23 protein-coding genes are annotated in these 21643 nt (G+C 62.6%); 14 read left to right on the forward strand and 9 right to left on the reverse strand.

Annotation, left to right across the window (positions count from 1 at the left end; genetic code table 11):
* Window positions 1–12: 12 nt before the first annotated feature.
* The 3 genes from odhB to sucD all read left to right on the forward strand — a co-directional run bounded on the left by odhB (window position 13) and on the right by sucD (window position 3351).
* On the forward strand, window positions 13–1215 hold the full coding sequence (gene odhB / locus FCL40_RS13250; RefSeq protein ID WP_136853782.1) for a 2-oxoglutarate dehydrogenase complex dihydrolipoyllysine-residue succinyltransferase: 1203 nt from the start codon (window positions 13–15) through the stop codon (window positions 1213–1215).
* A 97-nt stretch (window positions 1216–1312) separates the two neighbouring features.
* On the forward strand, window positions 1313–2479 hold the full coding sequence (sucC, locus tag FCL40_RS13255; protein WP_136853783.1) for an ADP-forming succinate--CoA ligase subunit beta: 1167 nt from the start codon (window positions 1313–1315) through the stop codon (window positions 2477–2479).
* Window positions 2479–3351, forward strand: a complete 873-nt coding sequence (sucD, locus tag FCL40_RS13260; protein ID WP_136853784.1) for a succinate--CoA ligase subunit alpha — start codon at window positions 2479–2481, stop codon at window positions 3349–3351. The genes sucC and sucD overlap by 1 nt, the downstream gene beginning before the upstream one ends.
* A 125-nt stretch (window positions 3352–3476) precedes the next feature.
* Here sucD and FCL40_RS13265 read toward each other — a convergent pair whose 3' ends face one another.
* Window positions 3477–4514, reverse strand: a complete 1038-nt coding sequence (locus FCL40_RS13265) for an energy transducer TonB (RefSeq protein WP_136853785.1) — start codon at window positions 4512–4514, stop codon at window positions 3477–3479.
* A gap of 238 nt (window positions 4515–4752) precedes the next feature.
* On the opposite strand from FCL40_RS13265, the gene FCL40_RS13270 reads away from it, so the two are divergent.
* Window positions 4753–5055, forward strand: coding sequence for an NrfJ (locus FCL40_RS13270; RefSeq protein ID WP_136853786.1), 303 nt, complete (start codon window positions 4753–4755; stop codon window positions 5053–5055).
* A gap of 72 nt (window positions 5056–5127) precedes the next feature.
* Here FCL40_RS13270 and FCL40_RS13275 read toward each other — a convergent pair whose 3' ends face one another.
* Window positions 5128–5475 (reverse strand): DUF1904 family protein, encoded by a 348-nt coding sequence (locus FCL40_RS13275; RefSeq protein ID WP_136853787.1) that lies wholly within the window; start codon window positions 5473–5475, stop codon window positions 5128–5130.
* A 380-nt stretch (window positions 5476–5855) separates the two neighbouring features.
* On the opposite strand from FCL40_RS13275, the gene napF reads away from it, so the two are divergent.
* Genes napF through FCL40_RS13300 form a run of 5 tightly spaced genes read left to right on the forward strand, consistent with a single transcriptional unit; the run spans window position 5856 to window position 10206 of the window.
* A complete protein-coding gene (gene napF, locus FCL40_RS13280) occupies window positions 5856–6341 on the forward strand; it encodes a ferredoxin-type protein NapF (protein WP_136853788.1) in 486 nt (161 codons plus the stop codon).
* Window positions 6334–6576: a chaperone NapD gene (locus FCL40_RS13285; protein ID WP_136853789.1), complete on the forward strand. Its 243-nt coding sequence runs from the start codon at window positions 6334–6336 to the stop codon at window positions 6574–6576. The genes napF and FCL40_RS13285 overlap by 8 nt, the downstream gene beginning before the upstream one ends.
* A gap of 25 nt (window positions 6577–6601) precedes the next feature.
* Window positions 6602–9094 carry a nitrate reductase catalytic subunit NapA gene (napA, locus tag FCL40_RS13290; RefSeq protein ID WP_136853790.1) on the forward strand — a complete coding sequence of 831 codons (2493 nt, stop codon included), beginning with the start codon at window positions 6602–6604 and terminating at the stop codon, window positions 9092–9094.
* A 50-nt stretch (window positions 9095–9144) separates the two neighbouring features.
* Window positions 9145–9591: a nitrate reductase cytochrome c-type subunit gene (locus tag FCL40_RS13295; protein ID WP_136853791.1), complete on the forward strand. Its 447-nt coding sequence runs from the start codon at window positions 9145–9147 to the stop codon at window positions 9589–9591.
* Window positions 9592–9594: 3 nt separating this feature from the next.
* Window positions 9595–10206 (forward strand): NapC/NirT family cytochrome c, encoded by a 612-nt coding sequence (locus FCL40_RS13300; protein WP_136853792.1) that lies wholly within the window; start codon window positions 9595–9597, stop codon window positions 10204–10206.
* Window positions 10207–10311: 105 nt separating this feature from the next.
* Here FCL40_RS13300 and FCL40_RS13305 read toward each other — a convergent pair whose 3' ends face one another.
* Both FCL40_RS13305 and FCL40_RS13310 read right to left on the reverse strand, forming a co-directional pair.
* Window positions 10312–10965, reverse strand: a complete 654-nt coding sequence (locus FCL40_RS13305) for a DsbA family oxidoreductase (protein WP_136853793.1) — start codon at window positions 10963–10965, stop codon at window positions 10312–10314.
* A gap of 171 nt (window positions 10966–11136) precedes the next feature.
* Window positions 11137–11931, reverse strand: a complete 795-nt coding sequence (locus FCL40_RS13310; RefSeq protein WP_136853794.1) for a CLCA_X family protein — start codon at window positions 11929–11931, stop codon at window positions 11137–11139.
* A 169-nt stretch (window positions 11932–12100) separates the two neighbouring features.
* Here FCL40_RS13310 and FCL40_RS13315 point away from each other — a divergent pair, with 169 nt between their 5' ends.
* The gene (locus FCL40_RS13315) at window positions 12101–12478 is read left to right on the forward strand and encodes an acyl-CoA thioesterase (protein ID WP_136853795.1); all 378 of its coding nucleotides are present in this window, start codon (window positions 12101–12103) and stop codon (window positions 12476–12478) included.
* Here the strand turns inward: FCL40_RS13315 and FCL40_RS13320 are convergent.
* Window positions 12462–12812 (reverse strand): DUF952 domain-containing protein, encoded by a 351-nt coding sequence (locus FCL40_RS13320; RefSeq protein ID WP_169307125.1) that lies wholly within the window; start codon window positions 12810–12812, stop codon window positions 12462–12464. The genes FCL40_RS13315 and FCL40_RS13320 overlap by 17 nt on opposite strands.
* Window positions 12813–12939: 127 nt before the next feature.
* The gene (locus FCL40_RS13325; protein WP_136853797.1) at window positions 12940–13335 is read right to left on the reverse strand and encodes a hypothetical protein; all 396 of its coding nucleotides are present in this window, start codon (window positions 13333–13335) and stop codon (window positions 12940–12942) included.
* Window positions 13336–13432: 97 nt separating this feature from the next.
* On the opposite strand from FCL40_RS13325, the gene FCL40_RS13330 reads away from it, so the two are divergent.
* The gene (locus tag FCL40_RS13330; RefSeq protein ID WP_136853798.1) at window positions 13433–14026 is read left to right on the forward strand and encodes a DUF938 domain-containing protein; all 594 of its coding nucleotides are present in this window, start codon (window positions 13433–13435) and stop codon (window positions 14024–14026) included.
* On the opposite strand, the gene FCL40_RS13335 is transcribed toward FCL40_RS13330, so the two are convergent.
* Entirely contained in the window at window positions 14011–15168 is a 1158-nt protein-coding gene (locus FCL40_RS13335; RefSeq protein ID WP_136853799.1) for a GNAT family N-acetyltransferase, read from the reverse strand. The genes FCL40_RS13330 and FCL40_RS13335 overlap by 16 nt on opposite strands.
* Window positions 15169–15272: 104 nt before the next feature.
* Entirely contained in the window at window positions 15273–16493 is a 1221-nt protein-coding gene (gene sstT, locus FCL40_RS13340) for a serine/threonine transporter SstT (RefSeq protein ID WP_136853800.1), read from the reverse strand.
* A 274-nt stretch (window positions 16494–16767) separates the two neighbouring features.
* Here sstT and FCL40_RS13345 point away from each other — a divergent pair, with 274 nt between their 5' ends.
* The 3 genes from FCL40_RS13345 (at window position 16768) to FCL40_RS13355 (ending at window position 18502) form a co-directional block, all read left to right on the forward strand.
* Window positions 16768–17091, forward strand: a complete 324-nt coding sequence (locus FCL40_RS13345; RefSeq protein WP_136853801.1) for a cupin domain-containing protein — start codon at window positions 16768–16770, stop codon at window positions 17089–17091.
* Between the two features lie 165 nt (window positions 17092–17256).
* Entirely contained in the window at window positions 17257–17706 is a 450-nt protein-coding gene (locus tag FCL40_RS13350; RefSeq protein ID WP_136853802.1) for a tellurite resistance TerB family protein, read from the forward strand.
* A 52-nt stretch (window positions 17707–17758) separates the two neighbouring features.
* Window positions 17759–18502, forward strand: a complete 744-nt coding sequence (locus FCL40_RS13355) for a class I SAM-dependent methyltransferase (RefSeq protein WP_136853803.1) — start codon at window positions 17759–17761, stop codon at window positions 18500–18502.
* A 73-nt stretch (window positions 18503–18575) separates the two neighbouring features.
* On the opposite strand, the gene FCL40_RS13360 is transcribed toward FCL40_RS13355, so the two are convergent.
* Window positions 18576–21641 (reverse strand): molybdopterin-dependent oxidoreductase, encoded by a 3066-nt coding sequence (locus FCL40_RS13360; protein ID WP_136853804.1) that lies wholly within the window; start codon window positions 21639–21641, stop codon window positions 18576–18578.
* Window positions 21642–21643: the final 2 nt, after the last annotated feature.

The following is a 21643-nucleotide window of genomic DNA, read 5'->3' on the forward strand; positions in this document are numbered from 1 at the left end:
GGAAAGGTTCAGATGAGCATCGAAATTAAAGTTCCCGTACTGCCAGAGTCAGTCGCCGATGCCTCCATTGCCACATGGCACGTCCAGCCGGGCGAAAGCGTCAGCCGTGACCAAAACCTGGTGGATATCGAGACCGATAAGGTGGTACTGGAAGTGGTGGCCCCGGAAGATGGCGTCATCAGCGAGATCATCCACGCCGAGGGCGACACCGTCCTGGCAGAGCAGGTGATCGCCCTGTTCAAGGCTGGCGCGTCCCCCGGAGCCGAGGTGACCAAAGAGGAAGCCCAGGCCAAGAGCGACGCCTCGGTTGCCGTGGCGGAGCAGGGCGAGGGCAACGATGCCCTCAGCCCCTCGGTACGCCGCCTGATCGCCGAGCATAACCTGGACGCCGCCCAGATCAAGGGCACCGGCGTTGGCGGCCGCATCTCCAAGGAGGATGTGGAAGCCTTCCTCAAATCCAAGCCCGCCACGGCGCCCGCTGCCGCCGAGTCCGCCCCCGCCGTGGAACTCACCGGCCGCACCGACAAGCGCGTGCCCATGACCCGGCTGCGCAAGCGCATCGCCGAGCGTCTGCTGGATGCCAAGAACTCCACCGCCATGCTGACCACCTTCAACGAGGTCAACATGAAGCCGATCATGGAGCTGCGCAAGCAGTACCAGGAGATCTTCGAGAAGCGCCACGGCATCCGTCTGGGCTTCATGTCCTTCTATGTGAAGGCGGTGGTGGAAGCCCTCAAGCGTTACCCTCAGGTGAACGCCTCGCTGGACGGCGACGACATGGTCTACCACAGCTACTTCGACATCAGCATCGCCGTGTCCACCCCCCGTGGCCTGGTGACCCCGGTCCTGCGTGACGCCGACAAGCTGTCCGTGGCCGAAATCGAGAAGGGGATCAAGGAACTGGCCATCAAGGGCCGTGACGGCAAGCTGACCGTCGAGGAGCTCACCGGCGGCAACTTCACCATCACCAACGGTGGTGTGTTCGGTTCCCTGATGTCCACCCCGATCATCAACCCGCCCCAGAGCGCCATCCTCGGCATGCATGCCATCAAGGATCGTCCCATGGCGGTCAACGGCCAGGTGGAGATCCTGCCGATGATGTACCTGGCGCTCTCCTACGATCATCGCGTCATCGACGGCAAGGAGTCCGTGGGCTTCCTGGTGACCATCAAGGAGCTGCTGGAAGATCCGACTCGTCTGCTGCTGGACATCTAAACAAGCAAAATGCGGCCGCCTCGGAACCCCGTGGCGGTCACCCCCATGCCTGGCCGGAAAACGGTCAGAATAACAAGACGTTATATGGATAGAACATATGAATCTGCATGAGTATCAAGCTAAGCAGCTGTTCGCTGAGTATGGCCTGCCCGTGTCCGAGGGCTACGCCTGCGACACTCCTCAGGAAGCTGCCGAAGCCGCCGACAAGATTGGTGGTGACAAGTGGGTGGTTAAGTGCCAGGTGCACGCCGGTGGCCGCGGCAAGGCCGGTGGCGTCAAGCTGGCCTCCAGCAAGGAGGAGATCCGCGAGTTCGCTCAGAACTGGTTGGGCAAGAACCTGGTGACCTACCAGACCGACGCCAACGGCCAGCCCGTGGCCAAGATCCTGGTGGAGTCCTGCACCGACATTGCCAACGAACTCTACCTGGGCGCCGTGGTGGATCGTGGCAGTCAGCGCATCGTCTTCATGGCCTCCACCGAGGGGGGCGTAGAGATTGAGAAGGTGGCGGAGGAGACCCCTGAGCTTATCCACAAGGCTGCCATCGATCCCCTGGTGGGCCCTCAGCCCTATCAGGGCCGTGAGCTGGCGTTCAAGCTGGGCCTCAAGGGCGACCAGATCAAGCAGTTCACCAAGATCTTCATGGGCCTGGGCCAGATGTTCCTGGACCTGGATTTCGCCCTGCTGGAGATCAACCCTCTGGTGATCACCGACCAGGGCAACCTGCACTGCCTGGACGGCAAGATCAACATCGACTCCAACGCCCTGTACCGTCAGTCCTCCATCCGCGAGCTGCACGATCCCTCCCAGGAAGATGCCCGTGAAGCCCATGCGGCCCAGTGGGAGCTGAACTACGTGGCCCTGGACGGCAGCATCGGCTGCATGGTGAATGGTGCCGGTCTGGCGATGGGCACCATGGACATCGTCAATCTGCACGGCGGCCAGCCCGCCAACTTCCTGGATGTGGGCGGCGGCGCCACCAAGGAGCGCGTTACCGAGGCGTTCAAGATCATCCTGTCCGACGCCAATGTGAAGGCGGTCCTGGTCAACATCTTCGGCGGCATCGTCCGTTGTGACCTCATCGCAGACGGCATCATCGGTGCCGTGGAAGAGGTGGGCGTCGAGGTGCCCGTGGTTGTTCGCCTGGAGGGCAACAACGCCGAGCTGGGCCAACAGCGCCTGGCCGAGTCTGGTCTGAATATCATCGCTGCCACCAGTCTGACCGACGCCGCGCAGCAAGTAGTGAAAGCCGCGGAGGGTCAGTAATGAGCGTTCTTATCAATAAAGACACCAAGGTGATCTGCCAGGGCTTCACCGGCGGTCAGGGGACCTTCCACTCCGAGCAGGCGATCGCCTACGGCACCCAGATGGTCGGCGGCGTCTCTCCCGGCAAGGGGGGCACCACCCACCTGGGCCTGCCGGTGTTCAACACTGTCCGTGAAGCGGTGGAAGCCACCGGCGCCACCGCCACCGTGATCTACGTCCCGGCCCCCTTCTGCAAGGATGCCATCCTGGAAGCCATCGACGCCGGCATCGAGCTGATCGTCACCATCACCGAGGGCATTCCCACCCTGGACATGCTGGACGTGAAGGTGAAGCTGGACCAGGCGGGCGTGCGCATGATCGGCCCCAACTGCCCCGGCGTGATCACTCCCGGCGAGTGCAAGATCGGCATCATGCCCGGTCACATCCACAAGCCCGGCAAGGTGGGCATCGTCTCCCGTTCCGGCACCCTGACCTATGAAGCGGTCAAGCAGACCACCGACGAGGGCTTCGGCCAGTCCACCTGCGTGGGCATCGGTGGCGACCCGATCCCGGGCTCCAACTTCATCGACATCCTGGCGATGTTCGAGAAGGATCCGGCCACCGAGGCGATCGTGATGATCGGTGAGATCGGCGGTACCGCGGAAGAGGAGGCGGCCGCCTACATCAAGGCCAACGTCACCAAGCCCGTGGTCTCCTACATCGCCGGTGTGACCGCCCCTCCGGGCAAGCGGATGGGTCACGCCGGCGCCATCATCGCCGGGGGCAAGGGGACTGCCGACGAGAAGTTTGCCGCCCTGGAAGACGCCGGTGTGAAGACCGTACGCTCCCTGGCCGAGATCGGCTCCGCCCTGCGCGAAGTCACCGGTTGGTAAGCTGTCCCGCGTCAGTGCTCACTCACTGACCGGAACAGAGACGGGCCCCGAAAGGGGCCCGTTTTTTATCTGTGCTGACAGGCATTGTCCAGGCTCAGCGATTGGTGGCGGCCCGGCAGTCTGGATCAGTTTAATTTGTAGTCGATCCTAACTGTGGTGATCGCTTCCACCGGTTTGCCATCCTCAAACTTGGGCGCATAACGCCACTGGCTGACCATCTTCTTGGTCTCTTTGACAAACCCCTTAGGCCCCTGATTATCCAGCAGTTCGGTATCGGAGACAAAGCCCTGCTTGTCGACGGTGAGCTTCATCACCACCGCCCCCTCCTGGCGACGTTTCAGCGCCGCAGAGGGCCAGCGAGGAGGCGTACGATAGAGGGGGGTGGCTTCGATGTCGTCCTGCCAGGGCACCATCTGGCCGATGGCCAGGCAGTGGGCGGTGGCCTCGTCGCTGCGGTCCTTCTTCTCCAGCAGCGGCACCAGCCGCGAGTGGGCGGCCAGGGCGTAGGGGTGGGAGTAGTCCAGCTCCCTGAACAGGGCCACCACAGTCTCGAAGTGCTCGATCGCCTCATCGGTTCTGTCAAACCCCTGGGCGTACAAGCCATTGAGGAACTCGGCTTCGGCCCGCTGGACGGTTTTGCCGCCCTTCTCCTGGGCGACCAGCGGCAGCGCCATCCGGGCGTAGCGGTGCCCCTTGCGGGGGTTGCTGTGGGTCATGGCGTTGGCCAGGTCCATCAGCATCAATCCGTGGGTGTAGCTCGACTCGCCGTAATGGCTGGCGCTGATGCGAACATACTCTTCGTGGTAGTCGGCGCGGCGGCTGTGCTGCTGCAACGCCAGGTAGATGTCCAGCAGCTCGATGGCGTTGTTACCATAGCTGCGCTGAAACACCTCGAGTGCGGGCTGCAGCAGCGCCAACGCCTCGGTGTCGTCCCGGGTGTGATTGGCCAGGTTCAGCGCCAGCTTGGCGGTGTTGATGGAATCCTTGCCATACTCCTTGCTGCCCAGATCAAAGGCGAGCCGGGCGGCCTGGGTGATCTGCTGACCTCCGCCGGCCTCCACCGCGTCCAGATAGGACTGGTAGGCCTTGGCTGCGTCACCCTGGGCGAAGGCGCCGAGCGACAGGCTCAGCAGCAGTGGTGCGATAAACTTTCCGCTGTTCACTTGATAACTTCCCTGTTTTTAATAAAAAATCTCTATCAGTCTACCGGGGGAACCCGGGGGGAGCAACGGAGGCGATGGGGCGGGAGGGGATTGCGCCCAAGGCAGGGAGTTCCCGCCGATACCGAAATTATTTCAAATTTGGGTGACAGCTAACGTTTGCCGCCGCCGCAGTGGTGTTGTGTCCCATCAGCTGCTTTAATGGCAACATCACCTATCTGACTCCATATAAGGGACGAACATGTTTAAGACTCTGGTTAAGGCGGCGGGTACCGCCGTCGTGGCACTGGGCATGGCCGCGGCTGCCCACGCGGCTCAGCTTCATAACGGCGAAGTGGTGGAGACCATGAACGCCGGCGGCTACACCTATGTCCAGATCAAGGAGGAGGGCAAGCTGGTGTGGGCGGCGGCCCCGGAAACCAAGGTGAAGAAGGGCGACAAGGTCGAGTTCGATGAGCAGATGAACCTGCCCAGCTTCGAGAGCAAGACCCTCAAACGCACCTTCTCCCCCATCATCTTCGCCGGCAAGATCGTGGTGAAGTAGGGTCAAGCCCAAGCCAGTCAATCAGAAAGGGGGCCGGATGGTCCCCTTTTTCGTCCGCGCCCGCCGGTCAGGTTAACCGAAATGGGCACCATTTTCGTAGTATTTGAAGGGATCCAGGGGGAAGAAGCGGACGCAGATCTCCACCCCCTTCTCCTCCTCTTTCAACTGACCCCGAATGGCACCGGTGATGATCCCCGCCGCCTTGTCCTGAATCTGTTGGCCACGCTCAAACCAGTGAACGTCGATGATTGGGTAGCGATTGGCATCCATCTTGTCGTCAAATATGAACTCCGTCGGGAGCAGCTCTATGGTGAAGTGATCCCGGGGGCACCCCACCACCTCCGCCAGCTGATCCACCAGGTTCTGGCTCATGTGCATCACTTGTTGACGCTCGACGCCACTGATTCTGATATGGGGCATGACCTCTCCTGTTTTGCTTTTCTGTTATTGGGACACCCTACCGGCATTGTAGGTGCTGGCCGGGAAGTTTTCACTGGCAAAACCGAGGTTACGGTCCTGGCTGTGTGGGGGAATCCGCTTCGTTAACCTGGTTGGATAAATGGCGAGAAAATGTGAAACAGATTGGTTGGTCGGTCGCCCGGGTGTGAGGGTGCTCTGGGTTACGGTCGATTTGTGACCTCAAAAGGCAAGCAAAACAGGGCATTTTATTGATAAGGATCAATCGAAACTTCATCTATTTCCTAATGGGTATATCCCCGCCATTAACCCAACGGTTACATTGCCCTTGAGTATGAAGATTTCTCAGGCGAGTGCCTGATTTATTTGACTGGGACAACAAGATGGCACGTTCTCCGCTGTGGCGCAGGGCCAGCGGCCGCAAGGCCCAGGTGATGCGGATGCCACACCTGGTTTCAGAGGAAGAGTTTGTTGACGGTTGCACGCGCTGTCACCAATGCCTCTCCTCCTGTGAAACCGGCGTCATCGTCATCGGCGACGGGGGCTTCCCCGAGCTGGACTTTGACAAGGCGGAGTGCAGCTTCTGCGGACAGTGTGCCGCCGCCTGTGGGGAGCCCCTTTTTCGGGATTCGGAGCAGTCCCCCTGGCCTTACCGGGTGGCACTGGACGACACCTGCCTAACCTTGCAGGGCATAGAGTGTCGCAGCTGTGCCGATGCCTGCGAGCTGGCCGCCATCAGCTTCAAGCCGTCAATTGGTATCTCTCATCCGATTCTCTCAGCGGCTTGTAACGGTTGTGGCGCCTGCCTGTCCCGTTGTCCCAGTCAATCCCTCTCGTTGCAGATACCCAAGGAGCCTGTCCATGACTGAGCACATCTGTTCATTGGTGGTGAACACCCAGCCGGAGAACCGGTTGGCGGTGGCAGCCAGCCTCAATGAGCTGCCCGGAGTGAGCGTCGAGCTGAACGACCCCTCCGGCAAGATGGTGGTGTTGCTGACCCACACCCACCAGGACGCCCAGGTGGAGTGCATCGATCACATCAAGGGGTTGCAGGGTGTAGGCGCGACCTCTCTGATCTATCACCAAAAAATTTCTAACGACTGACCGTAAACGGTTCAAGGAATAGATGATGAAACTATCACGTCGAGACTTTGTTAAGGCGCAAGCCATCGCCGCCGGCGCCGCCGCGGCCAACCTGGCCGTGCCCGCCGCCGCACAGGGGATCATCGCCACCCGTAATGACGACACCATCGTCTGGGACAAGGCGCCCTGCCGCTTCTGCGGCACCGGCTGCTCGGTACTGGTGGGCACCAACCAGGGCAGGGTGGTGGCGGTCCAGGGCGATCCCCAGGCGCCGGTCAATCGAGGCCTGACCTGCATCAAGGGCTATTTCCTGCCCAAGATCATGTACGGCAAGGATCGACTGACCCAGCCGATGCTGCGCAAGCTCAACGGCAAGTACGACAAGAATGGCGAGTTTACCCCGGTCTCCTGGGACGAAGCCTTCGACGTGATGGCCGACAAGTTCAAGGTGGCCCTGAAAGAGAAGGGGCCCACCGCCGTGGGCATGTTCGGTTCAGGTCAGTGGACCGTGTGGGAGGGCTACGCCGCCGCCAAGCTGTACAAGGCGGGCTTCCGCTCCAACAACATCGATCCCAATGCCCGCCACTGTATGGCTTCCGCCGTGGGCGGCTTTATGCGTACCTTCGGCATCGATGAGCCCATGGGCTGCTACGACGACCTGGAACAGGCGGACGCCTTCGTCCTGTGGGGTTCCAACATGGCCGAGATGCACCCCATCCTCTGGTCCCGCCTCAGTGCCCGCAAACTCTCCGCCGAGCACGTGAAGGTGGCGGTGCTCTCCACCTACCAGCACCGCAGTTTCGAGCTGGCGGACAACCCCATCGTGTTCACCCCCCAGACCGACCTGGCGATCCTCAACTTCATCGCCAACTACATCATCCAGAACGACAAGGTGAACCACGACTTCGTCAACAAGCACACCAACTTCCGCAAGGGAATCACCGACATCGGTTACGGCCTGCGCCCTGAGCACCCCCTGGAGAAGGCGGCCAAGAACCCCGGCAAGGGCGGTTCCGAGGCGATCGACTTCGATCAGTTCAAGCGGTTCGTCGCCGACTATGACGTGGAGACCGTCTCCAAGCTCTCCGGCGTGGAGGCGGACAAGCTGATCGCCCTGGCGGAGCTGTACGCCGATCCCAACCGCAAGGTGGTCTCCTACTGGACCATGGGCTTCAACCAGCACACCCGTGGCGTGTGGGCCAACAACCTGGTGTACAACATCCACCTGCTCACCGGTAAGATCTCCCAGCCCGGCAACGGTCCCTTCTCCCTGACCGGACAGCCCTCCGCCTGCGGCACCGCCCGGGAAGTGGGTACCTTCGCCCACCGCCTGCCGGCGGACATGGTGGTGAAGAACCCCAAGCACCGCGCCTACGCGGAGAAGATCTGGAAGCTGCCCGAGGGCACCATCCCGCCCAAGCCCGGTTATCACGCGGTGCTGCAGGACCGCATGCTCAAGGACCGCAAGCTCAACGCCTACTGGGTGATGTGCAACAACAACATGCAGGCCGGTCCCAACATCAATGAGGAGCGCCTGCCCGGTTACCGTGATCCCGCCAACTTCGTGGTGGTGTCCGATCCCTACCCGACGGTGACCGCCATGGCCGCCGACCTGATCCTGCCCACCGCCATGTGGGTGGAGAAGGAGGGCGCCTACGGTAACGCCGAGCGCCGCACCCAGTTCTGGTACCAGCAGGTGAAGGCCCCGGGCGAGGCCAAATCCGATCTGTGGCAGCTGCTGGAGTTCTCCAAGCGCTTCAAGGTGGAGGAGGTGTGGCCCGAAGAGCTGCTGGCCCAGAAGCCGGAATACCGTGGCAAGACCCTGTTCGATATCCTCTACGCCAACGGCCAGGTGAACCGCTACGGCCTGGACCAGGTGCCAGAGACGCGGCTGAACGACGATGCCCGTGCCGCCGGTTTCTACATCCAGAAGGGGCTGTTCGAGGAGTACGCCAGCTTCGGACGCGACCACGGCCACGATCTGGCGCCGTTTGAGCGCTATCACCAGGAGCGAGGCCTGCGCTGGCCGGTGGTCAACGGCCAGGAGACCCGCTGGCGCTTCAAGGAGGGGAGCGATCCCTATGTGAAGGCGGGCAGCGACTTCCAGTTCTACGGCAAGCCCGACGGCCGGGCGGTGATCTTCGCGCTGCCCTATGAGCCGGCTGCGGAGTCGCCGGACGGCGAGTTCGACCTGTGGCTCTCCACCGGCAGGGTTCTCGAGCACTGGCACACCGGCACCATGACCCAGCGGGTGCCGGAACTGTACAAGGCGTTCCCCGATGCGGTGGTGTTCATGCACCCGTTGGATGCCAGGGAGCGGGGTCTGCGCCGGGGCGACAAGGTGGTGGTGAGCTCCCGCCGCGGCGAGGTGGAAACCATGGTGGAGACCCGAGGGCGCAACAAGCCGCCCCGTGGTCTGGTCTTCATGCCCTTCTTCGACGCCAGCACCCTGGTCAACAAGCTGACCCTGGATGCCACCGACCCGCTGTCGAAGGAGACCGACTACAAGAAGTGCGCCGTCAAGGTGCAAAAGGCCTGATTGAGACCAGGGCCCCCCGGGGCCCCCAGTCAAACGAATTGGAGAACACCATGAAACTTCGAATTGCCCTGTGTGGCGCACTTCTGCTCCCCCTGGCGGCCTTCGCCGCCGAAGAGACCCTGTTCGGCATGCGCGCGGATGTCCCCCTGGCAGAGACCAGCAAGGCGCCCGGCCTGAAGAAGGTACTGAAAGAGACCGACCGCAAGGCGCTGAACTACGTGAACCAGCCACCCCTGGTGCCTCACAAGGTTCAGGGTTACCAGATCACCCAGAAGACCAACCGCTGCCTGCAGTGCCACGACGTGGATAACTACCTGACTACCGGTGCGCCCAGGATCAGCCCCACCCACTTCACCGACCGTGACGGCATTGTCCTGCCTCACGTGGCACCCCGTCGCTACCTGTGTCTGCAGTGCCACGTGACCCAGGCGGATGCCAAGCCCCCGGTGGACAATAGCTTTCAGGGCCTGGGCCAGTTTGCCAAGGATAAGGAGTAGGCCATGAAACTACCCGGCTTTATCGGACGCATCTGGGGCTGGCTCTGCCGCCCCAGTGGCAAGGCCCTGGGCAGCCTGCTGCTGGTGGGATTTGTGGGGGGAATCCTGTTCTGGGGCGCCTTCAACACCGGCATGGAGATGACCAACCGCGAAGAGTTCTGTATCGGTTGTCACGAGATGGAGGCCAACGTCTACGAGGAGTACGTGACCACAGTTCACTACAACAACCGCAGCGGCGTACGGGCCACCTGTCCCGACTGCCATGTGCCCAAGGACTGGACCCATAAGATGGTGCGCAAGATCCAGGCCTCCAAGGAGTTGTGGGGTAAGGCGATCGGCATCGTCGATACGCCGAAGAAGTTCCGTGATCACCGTCTGGTGATGGCGGAGCGGGAGTGGGCGCGGATGCGCAAAACCGACTCCCAGGAGTGTCGAAACTGCCACAACTTCGAGTTTATGGACTTCACCGAGCAGAAAGGGGTGGCCGGTCGCATGCATGCCTCCGCCAGTGAGCAGGGCAAGACCTGCATCGACTGTCATAAGGGGATTGCCCACCGTCTGCCGGAGAACTATGAAGGCAACGACGCCATCTCTGAAACCCTGGCGGCCCATTAGCGTAAGCTGAACGCGGTGACGCTACCCGGGTCAAGCGGGATGCAACGACGAAGGGGGAATCCAGTGGATTCCCCCTTTTCTGTGTGCTGACTGTCGGTGGCTGCGTCAGGCGGCGCTCAGGTGACCGGCAATCTCCCGCAGGTCGTTGATGAAGGTCTCCACCGGCTGGCCGCCGCTGATGATGTACTCATCGTTGATGACAAAGGCGGGCACCGAAGTGATCCCCAGACGCACGTACCTCATCTGGGCCTGGCGCACCTCCTCGCCGTAGCGTTTGCTGTCGAGCACCTCCCTGGCGCCCTCGCGGTCCAGTCCGGCGGCCACGGCGCACTCTATCAGCGCATGGTGATCACTGGGGTTGCCGCCATCGCGGAAGTAGAGGTAGAACAGGTGTTGCTGCAGGCTGGGCTGCCTGCCCTGCAGTTCTGCCCAGTGAAGCAAACGGTGGGCATCGAAGGTGTTGTAGGTATTGGGTTGGCGCTCCAGATGCATCTCAAACCCAAGCCGGTTGGCCCGCTTGTTCAGCACCAACTGGTTCTGGCCGATCTGGGCGTCGGTGAAGCCGTACTTGTTTTTCAGGTTCTCGGCACGGGGCTCGCCTTCGGCACCCAGGTGGGGGTTGATTTCGAAGGGTTGCCAGTGAATTTCGGCGGCCAGTTCCCCCTGCAGCTGCGCCAGCGCCTGTTCAAGCGCCTTGTAGCCGATGATGCACCAGGGACAGGTGACGTCCGAAACGATGTCGATACGCAGATGGTTCATATCAAAAACACCAAATCAGGTTCGAAACTAGACACTACTTGGTAACCGGGTGGGGGTCAATTCACCCTGAGGCAGTATCGGTTAACAACAATTCACAATTGCTCACGGGATCAAAAAGCGCCCCGGATCGGGATCTGGCGCACGGATGGGTGTTGCCGGGCGTGATCGGGATCACCCTGCAGAGAGGACCTGGCCCAGGGGCTGAAAGTAGTGGTGCAGGGCCAGGTTAATCAATTGTAAATGTTCCTGGCCTGGGTAGGCGCCTGCCCGGGCCAGTTGTCCCTGCTTGGTGCCGCTGACCAGGTAGTGGTTCTTGATCTGATGATCCTGGATGCAGGCTTCGAAGGCCCGGGCCATCAGTTCCGTCGGCAGGGAGAAGTAGCGCCTGCCCAGCTGCTCGTCCAGCGCCAGGGCCTGGGTGACAAACTCGCCGTGGGCGTCACTGTTCGGGGCAAACACCGCATTGAACAGTGCCGACAGCCGCCGGTTCAGCGGATGGGGCACCATGGGGCGTTGCAGCAGCCACAGGTGGCTGGCGAAGGCGACATCCCGTCCCTCGTTGTGAAACGCCTTGGCGGCGATGTGATGGTCGAAGGCGTGCCAGTACTCGTGGGCCAGGGCACCGGCCCCGGCGTTTTTGGCCAGGGCCAGGGTATGAGCGGCCGGTTGGTAATGGGCCTGACTCTGGGGCGTGCCGCCGGTGCCGAAGGCCAGGTGCAGCCGGCCGCGAAGGCCGATCACCGTCGGTGGCACATTGAGGATGTAGGCCAGGTCGGCCATGGCATCGAACACCAGGTTGGCGGCCAGCCGCTGTTCGCCGCGGGAGACCCAGCGTCCCACCTTGACCCCTGCCAGGCCAAACTGGTCGCGGACGTCGGCAAAGGAGACATCGTCGCCACAGCGGTAGTCCGGGCCGCGGCGATAGTGGTGGCGGTGCAGGGCACCGGAGGGGGCAGTGTCGCTCATGAGGGGATCTATACCCCAGGGGGCTGCATCGAACAAGGGCGGAGTGTGCACCATGGGGGCGCAGCGGCGGCCTGGCCATCGGGATTCGGGGGGATGCGCCGCCGTTAACGGCCTGGCACGGAACTGGCTTGATCCCGGCGGCGAGGCGTTAACACTCAAGGAGTCTCTGATGAAGTACTACTCAAGGCGGGTGGTCAAGCCCGAGGACCTCAATCCTGCCCAGATGCTGTTTGGCGGCCGTCTGCTCAGCTGGATCGATGAGGAGGCGGCCATCTTTGCCGCCTGCCAGATGGCCAATACCAGGCTGGTGACCAAACGCATCTCCGCCATCGATTTTCGTCGTCCGGCTTACCTGGGGGAGGTGATCGAGTTTGGCTTGGAGCTCACCGGTCATGGCAGAACCTCGGTCACCCTGGGCTGCGAGGTGCGCAACAAGGTGACCAAGGCGGTGATCGCCTCCATCGACGCCATGGTGTTCGTCTGCCTGGATCAGCGGGGCAGGCCGGCACCCCACGGGCTGGCCTGCCGGCTTACTCCTGCAGGGTGAAGCGCCCGGATTCCGGCTGGAACTCGAAGTGCAGCAGCTCGGTGACCATCTCCAGGGTCAAATTCGGCAGGGTGGCACAGGGCTGGGGCCAGGGTTTCTCCTGGGTCGCCTCAAACTCCTGAATGTGCTCTGCCAGCCGGTCACCATCCAGTCGCAGGGCCAGGGGCTGGTCCGCTTCGGAAAAGTAGTGGTTGGTCACCTGCTCCAGGGACTGGTAGTAGTTGAGGTGGATATGACCGTGGGCCCGGTCGGCACCACAGGGGGGGATCAGGCCGCTTTCCTGGGCTTGTTGCCACTGGGCCTGGGTTACCACTTTAAAAAGAGAAGGGATCAACGGCATTATGCTCCGTAAAACTCTCGGGAACTCAAGCTACCAGATCAGAGGGGGGTTGGGGAAGCCCCGGTGACGCACCGGGGCCCGGAATGGCTCGATGGGGCTCAAAAAGGGGGGCTCGGCGCCCCTACCCCTGCATCAGGCTCTGGCAACGGCTCTTGTACTTGACCATCAGCGGCCCCAGGGAGCCGGGATCCGGCAGAGTGGCCAGCTGCTCCTCCCTGGCCTGGGCGATGGCCGCTTTGGCGGGCTCGGCGCCGCCCAGGGCGGCGGCCCGCTCCTCGGCGGTGAGCGCCGACTGCTGCAGGCGCTGACCCACCGCCTGCATCTGTGGGGCATTCATGCCGGAGATGGCGTCTGAGGCGATCTGGTAGTAGGCGGCGCACTGAACCAGGCCGGCCCACTGCTGCTGGTCGGCGGCGGAGAGCTCGGGGGAGGTGGCCTGGCCCTGGTTGATCATCACTGCGCCGGCTCCGGCGATCCCGGCCACGATCACGGCGGCGGTCAGAAGAGTGGATTTCATCATTATTGGTCCTGTAGATGGTATGCTGAAGACCTTAATCTAACGTGACTCATATCGCAAATATGTGAAAAATGAGACCTGTTGTGCTGGAGTGTCGATGAACCTGCCCTTTTCCCAGTCCTGTGAAAACAACAAGGCGCCAATTCTGGCGGTGCTGAAGCGGGCCCTGGCCCCCGCAACCCGGGTGCTGGAGATTGGCAGCGGCACCGGTCAGCACGCGGTCTACTTCTCCCGTCAGTTGCCTCACCTGCACTGGCAGCCATCGGATCAGGGCGAGTACCTGGCGGGTCTCAGGGCGCGGCTGGCGCGTTATCCGGCGGCCAACCTAGGGGCGCCCCTGGAGCTGGATGTGGCCGGTGACTGGCCCGACCGGTGCTACGACGGGGTGTTTACCGCCAACACCTGCCACATCATGGCCTGGGAGCAGGTGGTGCAGATGTGGCAGGGAGTGGGGCGGGTGCTGGAGCCCGGCGGCCGCTTCTGCGTCTATGGCCCCTTCAATCGGCAAGGGCGCTACACCAGCGACAGCAACGCCGCCTTCGACCGCTGGCTGATCCAGCGGGACCCGTTAAGCGGCATTCGCGATCTGGAGGCGATGGAGGCTCAGGCACAGCGGCAGCAGATGACCCTGGCCACCCTCCACACCATGCCGGCCAACAACCTGCTGCTGGAATTTCATCGGGCCTTGTAGGGCAGGGCCTGGCGGTAGAGGGCCATCACCCTGTCCAGTTGCCGCTGCTCCTGGTTCACCGCATCCGCCACCGCCTGGTCGAACAGCGGGTGGTAGAGCAGGTGATTGGAGTAGGTCCAGTGGGGCTCAAAGCCCCGGGCCAGTTTGTGTTCCCCCTGGGCGCCGGCCTCGAACCGGGACAGGCCGTGGTCGATGCAGTAGTCGATCCCCTGGTAGTAGCACAGCTCGAAGTGCAGCCCCTTGTGTCCCCTGAGACTGCCCCAGTAGCGACCGTACAGGGCGTTGTCCTCCTTGAGGTAGAGGGCGGCGGCGAACCAGTGGGCCTGGTCGGCCTCCCTGGCCATCACCAGCAGCGGGGCCTGGGGCAGGCGCCGGGACAGTTGCTGGAAGAATGCCAGGTTGAGGTAGCCGATGTGACCGGAGCGCTTGGCGTAGGTGTGCCGGTAGCAGGCGAGGAACTGGCGCCACAGCTCATCGGTGATCGCCTCCCCCTCGAACCGCTCTATCACCAGCGCCTGACAGCCGCGACGCTCCTTGAGGATCCCCCTGCGCTTGCGAGCGGTCAGCCTGGCGAGAAATTCGTTGAAGCTGCGATAGCCGCGGTTGTGCCAGTGAAACTGGATGTCGCGGCGCTGGCGCCAGCCCAGGCGGGAGAGCCGATCCGACAGATCCCGGTCCGGAAACAGCCACTGCATGCCGGACAGGCCCAGCGTCTCCCCCTGCGCCTTCAGGGTATCGGACAGACCCATCAGCAGCCACTGGCGGTCGACGCCTTCAGCCAGGCCTAGCCTGGGACCGGTCACCGGGGTGAAGGGGATGGCGCTCATCCACTTGGGGTAGTAGTTGAGGCCATGGGCCTCGTAGGCCCGGGCCCAGCTCCAGTCAAACACGTATTCGCCGTATGAGTGCAGCTTGAGGTAGCCGGGCAGGGCCGCCACCACCCGCCGCCGCGTCTCCACCAGCAGGTGCCTGGGGGTCCAGCCGCTGGCCGGGCCGACGCTGCCGCTGGCCTCCAGGGCCGCCAGGAAGCCATGACGCAGGAAGGGCTGGCCGTCGGTGAACAGCCGATCCCACAGGGGCGGTTCGATGCTGTCGATGGCATCGAGCCATCTTAAGGTGAAGGGGCCCAACTCCCTGGCCATACTGACTCCCGCTCGGTCAACTCCTCCTCAGTGTACGCCAGTCACGGGGACGGGGAACAAAAAAGGGGACTCAGATGAGTCCCCTGCGGTCGCCGTCTCGGCGTTTAGCCGGCCTTGCGCTCCGCCTCGCGGCAGGCGGCGGCGGTAAAGATCACGTCGGTGGAACTGTTCAGCGCGGTCTCGGCGGAGTCCTGAATCACACCGATGATAAAGCCGACGGCCACCACCTGCATCGCCACGTCATTGGAGATGCCGAACAGGCTGCAAGCCAGGGGGATCAGCAGCAGGGAGCCGCCGGCAACGCCGGAGGCACCGCAGGCGGACACCGCGGCCACGATGGAGAGCAGCAGGGCGGTCGGCAGATCCACCTGCACGCCCATGGTGTGCACCGCCGCCAGGGTCAGCACGGTAATGGTGATGGCGGCGCCGGCCATGTTGATGGTCGCTCCCAGGGGGATGGAGACGGAATAGGTGTCCTCATGCAGGTCCAGGCGCTTACACAGGTCCATGTTCACCGGTACGTTGGCGGCGGAGCTGCGGGTAAAGAAGGCGGTCACCCCGCTTTCGCGCAGGCACTGGAACACCAGCGGGAAGGGGTTTTGCCGGGTCTTGACGTAGACGATGGCGGGGTTGACCACCAGGGCGATAAAGCCCATGGCGCCCAGCAGCACCGCCAGCAGGTGGGAGTAGCCGCCCAGTGCCTCGAAGCCGGTGGTGGCGATGGTGTTGGCCACCAGGCCGAAGATGCCGATGGGGGCAAAGCGGATCACCACCTTCACGATGCTGGTGATCCCTTCGGAGACGTCGTGGAACACCTGCTTGGTGGCGTCGGTGGCCTTGTGTAGCGCCAGACCCAGGGCGATCCCCCAGGCGAGAATGCCGATGAAGTTGCCGGTCATCAGGGCGTTGACCGGGTTGTCCACCACCTTGAACAGCAGGGTGTTGAGCACCTCGGTGATCCCCTCAGGGGGTGCCACGGTGGCGTTGTTGGTCACCAGGGCCAGGGTGGTGGGGAACATGAAGCTCATTACCACCGCGGTCAGGGAGGCGGCGAAGGTGCCGAACAGGTAGAGCATGACGATAGGCTTCATATTGGTGTGCTCGCCACGCTTCTGGTTGGCGATGGAGGAGGCCACCAGGATGAACACCAGAATCGGCGCCACTGCCTTCAGGGCGGACACAAACAGGCCGCCGAGGAAACCCACGGATTTGGCGGAATCCGGTGCCACAGAGGCCAGGCCGACACCGGCGATGATGCCAACCAGGATCTGCAGGACCAGGCTGCCGCTCGCGATTTTTTTCACTAGAGATTGTTGATTGCTCATAATTTGCCTAACGCATTATTTTTATCTTGGGCGGACAGGCCGCCAGAGTCGGGAATTTTGGCAATTTTCCCTAGGCCATGTCCACCCGCATTCGATGTTTGATTGATCTTAATCGACACTATCTGCTGATGACTTAACTTAAACAACTCATTCTTATGATTTAATGCGTCGAGCTTATGCGTTGGTCCGATCTCTTCGCCAAAACTTGTTGCCTGAAAGGGGGATAGGTCAAGCGGCTCAAAATGTAATCAATGGGTAAATGGGGTGGTGAATTGTGAATAACCTGCTAACCGAGCTGCCTGAAAACTTAACAGGTGAGGTGTTTCAGACCATTATCGAAAATAAAGGGGTGAAAATTGAAAGAATTACCTCCCTGGGGCAGGTGACCCCTGCGGGAGAGTGGTACGATCAACCCCAAAATGAGTGGGTGCTGCTGCTGCAGGGGCGAGCCCGGCTGGCTTTCGAGGATGGCCGGGAGCAGTCGCTGCAACCCGGTGATCACGCTTGGCTGCCGGCCCACTGCAGACACAGGGTCAGCTGGACCGATCCCGACCAGCCGACCCTGTGGCTGGCGGTACACTGGCCGCGGCCGGAGTAAGCACTGACCCGCCTGGGTCCGATCTCAACGGGAACCTGCCTCGACGCACTGTGGTCGAACAAGTTCCAGGTCCACATCGAACGACGCCGATGGGCGGTCGTCAGTCCGGGCCCGCAGGGCGCCCAAGGTCAACCGGCCCTAACCGCAATCCAGGAGTTTGTGTCCATGATAAGTCGTCTGAAATCCCTCTTTTCCGGCCAGAGCCCCGTGGCCGAGGAGCTCAACGTCGAGCTGGCCAGTACCGCGCTGTTGCTGGAGGTGGCCCGGGCCGACTCCCAGATCAGCCATGAGGAGAAGGAGGCGGTGTGGCACCTGATCAAGGGGCTGCATCAGCTGTCAGACCGGGAGGCCAGGGAGCTGATTGAGGAGGCGCTGATCCAGTCCGAACAGGCCAACTCCATCCACAACTTCACCAATGTGGTGAAGAAGAACCTGCATCTGAAGCAGAAGCTCAAGCTGATCGAGGGGCTGTGGCGGGTGGCTTACGAGGACAATCAGCTTGATCCCCACGAGGAGGCGATGATCCGCAAGGTCAGCGACCTGCTCTACCTGCGCCACAGCGAGTTTATCCAGGCCAAGCTGGCGGTCACCGGGGAGCGCGGATCCCCCGCTTGAGTCACCACGCCGCCTGCCCCATAATGCCCACCTTCAGCAGTGGGGGGGATGGATGAGCAGCGAAACAACTCTTTTCGATGGCAGCGATGAGTGGGGTCAGGTCCGGGTCATAGAGCGCGGGCCTCACCGCATCCTCAGCTTCGGTCCGGCGGACGAGCAGAGCCGCATCCTCACCAAGCAGCCCTGGCTGCTTCAGCACGACTACACCCGGGCGATGTTGCTCTCCCTGCTGTTCTGTCAGCCCAAGCGCGCCCTGGTGCTGGGGGTGGGCGGAGGTTGCCTGATCTCCGCCCTGGCCAACGCGGTCAAGGGGATCAAGATCACCGGGGTGGAGCTGCGCCCCCTGGTCACCGAGATGGCCCTGACCCACTTCCGCCTGCCCCGCAGCAAGCGCATCGAACTGGTTCACCAGGAGGGGGCCGCCTTCCTGGCCGAGGGCAACCACAAGCGGGTGGACCTGCTGTTTGCCGACCTCTACGGTGCCGACTCGGTGGATGAGGTGCAGTTGAGGGAGAGCTTTATCGACAACGCCGCCGCCCTGCTCAAGGATGACGGCATGCTGGTGCTCAACTGCTGGGAGGAGCACCGCCATCACCAGGGGCTGAGCCGGGCCCTGACCCGCCATTTCAGCGCCATTCACAGCTGCCCGACCGCCGATGGCAACCTGGTGATTCTCGCCGGACGCAAGCCTCTTACCACCACCCTGCCTCGGCTGCGGGAGCAGGCGCAGCAGTTGTCGACCAGGCTGGGTTACCCCCTGGCCGACAGCCTGGGGCGGCTGGAGCCCTGGCCATAACCAAAAAAATCCGGAGCCTGGCTCCGGATTTTGCGTTTAGGAGAGACGAACGTCCCTGTTCAAGCCCGTTCTCCTAGACCTTGCGAATGCCCACCGGGACCCCGTGACGGCAGGTGGAGCCGAAGGTGCGATCCCGGTAGAGGCTGGCGCCCTTACGGGTGGGGTCCACCACGTTGAAGGGGTTGGGGTTGATGCCGCCAGCCCGCTCGGCCTGGCCAGGGATCACCTCTCCGTCGATGGTCACCGACTGGGCGCCGAACTGGCTGTGGCCAAAGCCGATCCCCACGGAGATGGTGCCCCTGGCCACGCTGTGGTCTGCCTGCACCACCCCCTCGAGGTGGGTGCCCTTGGGCGACAGTACCTGTGCCCGGTCACCGGATTTCAGGCCGTACTTGTTTGCATCCTCGGCGTTCATCTGGATGAAGTTGGCCTCTCCCAGGGCGGTCAGCCTCGGCAACTGGGCCGAGTAGGCGTTGCGCAGCTGCGGCTTGAAGGTGGAGAAGCTGAAGGGGTACTGAGTCTCGCTCCAGCGATCCCGCACCGCCGAGCCGTCCCAGAAACGGTCCACATCGAACACCGGTTGGCCATCCAGGTACTCGCCGCTGTAGGAGTCCTTCACCTGGGCCAGGGCCTCGTTATACACCTGGAACTGCACATCCATGCGGATGGCGGGGTTGAGGAACTCGCCGTCGTAGCGCTGCTCCAGCTGCTCGTAGCGGCCACCGCGGGTGAGCATAAACAGGGTGGGGCCCATCTCCTCGGGCTTGAGGCGCTTGGCGAACTCGCCCTGGATGCGGTCGACGCTGGTGAACTGGATCTCTTCCTGGGTGGGGGAGGGCAGCACCTCGCCGGAGTGGGCGGCGTTGGCAAACAGCGGCACATACAGGTCCTGGGGCAGATGCAGGCCGTAGCGGCGTCCCTTGGCGTCGGAGAAGGCGTCGTCGCCGAAGCCGGGAAGCCCCAGGGCCTTGCTGACGTCGATGACAAACTGCTCCATGCACACCGGATTGCCCTTGGCGTCTTTCACCGTCTTCGGCTCAATCACCGGCACACAGGCCACGTCACCGATGTATTCACTGCCCCACATGCGGGAGTACATCCACTGCTCATACTGCAGCAGGTCCGGCACCAGGTAATCGGCATAGACGTTGGTCTCGTTGATGTAGGGATCGATGCCGATGATCAGTCCCAGCTGGTCGGGATCGGTGATGGAGTCCACCACCTGGTCCTTCAGGCCGGAGCAGTTGTAGATGGGGTTGGTGGACCAGATGAACCATGCCTTGAACTGGAAGGGGTTGGCGTTGGCGTGGGCCACCAGCATCTCGCCGCTGTTCTCCTGGACGAAGGTGTTGTTCCAGGGCTGATTGGCGGGGTAGGGGGGCTCGCCCCGGGTCAGCTTGGCCTTGTACTCTTCACTCTGCTCATAGTCGCCGGAGCGCTCGGCGTTGAAGCCGACCGGCTCTGCGTGGGCGAAATCGTTGAGCTTGTACAAAGGACCGTCGTAGATCTCGTACATCATGCCGAAGCCGACACCATTCATGTGGTTCAGGCCGCCCTTGGCGTTGTGAGCCCCCACCATGGTGGCCAGCATCGCCATGGCGTAGGCGCACTGGCCGCCGTCGGTGGCGTTACAGCCGGTGTTGGTCTCAATGGCCACCTGACGGCCATGGGAAGTGAACTCCCTGGCCAGCTCCTGGATCTTGGCCACCGGCACGCCACTGTGCTTGGCGTACTGCTCCAGGCTGTGCTCGTTGACCCGCTTCTTCAGCAGGGCGAAGGCGGTTTCCACGTTGACCTTGCTGCCGTCGGCCAGCTTGGCCTCCCCCTGGTAGATGAGGCTGGCCTGCTGGTCGCTGTCGCTGGTCACCAGCTTGCCATCGGCCTCGCGGCGCACCATCTTCACCTCGGCGCTGCCCAGCCCCATCGCCTCGGCGGTGAGGAAGCGGTTGTGCAGCGGATGACCCGGTTGCTTCACCACCAGGTAGCTGGCGTTGGTGTAGTTCACCTCGCCCTGCTTGTCGGCGGCGGCCTGGCTGGGGGCGGCCAGGTAGTTCTGACGGTAGCGCTTGTGGTTGATGATGCACTGCAGCATGCCGAACAGCAGGGCGGTGTCGCCGCCGGCGCGGATCGGCACCCATTCGCCATTCTCGGTGTCGGTCTCCGAGGTCAGGGAGCGCAACAGCGGATCGACCACCACGTACTTGAAATCTCCCCGTTCGGCACGGGCCTTGGCCAGGCGACGGGAGCCGGAGTTGAGGCTGTTGCCGGACAGACCGGGATTGGTGCCGATGAAGATGGCGAACTTGCAGTGTTCGAAATCGGTAATGGGCAGGGCGATCTCATCCACCACGTCGAAGCAGCCCAGGCCCCAGCCGGCGGCCTGTTGGTGACCGCAGTAGGAGTCTTTGTTGCCCACATTGGGGGTGCCCCAGGCGCTGTGGGTGAAGCGGTGCATGAAGTCCCAGCGGTTGGCCTGCTCGGTGGAGGTGGAGACCAGCAGCTGGTTCTTCACCGGGCCGAAGTCGGGGTAAAGCGGGTTGGCGTAGTTGGGGTTGGCGTGGATCGCCTTGAGGCCGTCCACATGGCCCTCGCCAAACAGGTTGCCCCCTTCGGTGACCTCCTTGATCAACTGCTCGTAGGAGATGGTTTTCCACTTGTTTTCGCCACGCTTGCCCACCCGCTTCAGGCATTGGGTGACCCGGTGCTTATTGCTGAAAGCGTCCAGTACCGCGTTGCCGCGGCCGCAGAGGGTGGCGGCGTTGTCCTGGTTGTACTGGCTGGCGGCGGCCAGGCGGAACATCGCCTCGCTGGGCGGCACCGACATGCTGAAGGGTTCGGTGTTGCTGGTGAGCATGTAGGGGTTGCCCCAGGCGCGCACCACCTGATCGGTGGCCTCGTCGATGCTGACCCGGGCGCCGCAGACGTTGAAGCAGCCGTAGCACTTGGAGAAGGCGAAGCGCTGGCCTTCCGCGGGTTTCACCGTCTTGCCGTCCACCACAAACTCCGGTTTGAGCGAGTTGGGGGCAAACTTCTCCAGCGCCTTGTCGCTGGTGGGGGTCTCGGCTTGTGCCGCCTTGGAGGCGCCGGAGGCGGAGAGGGCCGCAACTGACCCTGCTTTGAGGAATTGTCTACGATCCATAA

The sequence above is a fragment of the Ferrimonas sediminicola genome, assembly GCF_005116715.1.
Classification (GTDB): domain Bacteria; phylum Pseudomonadota; class Gammaproteobacteria; order Enterobacterales; family Shewanellaceae; genus Ferrimonas; species Ferrimonas sediminicola.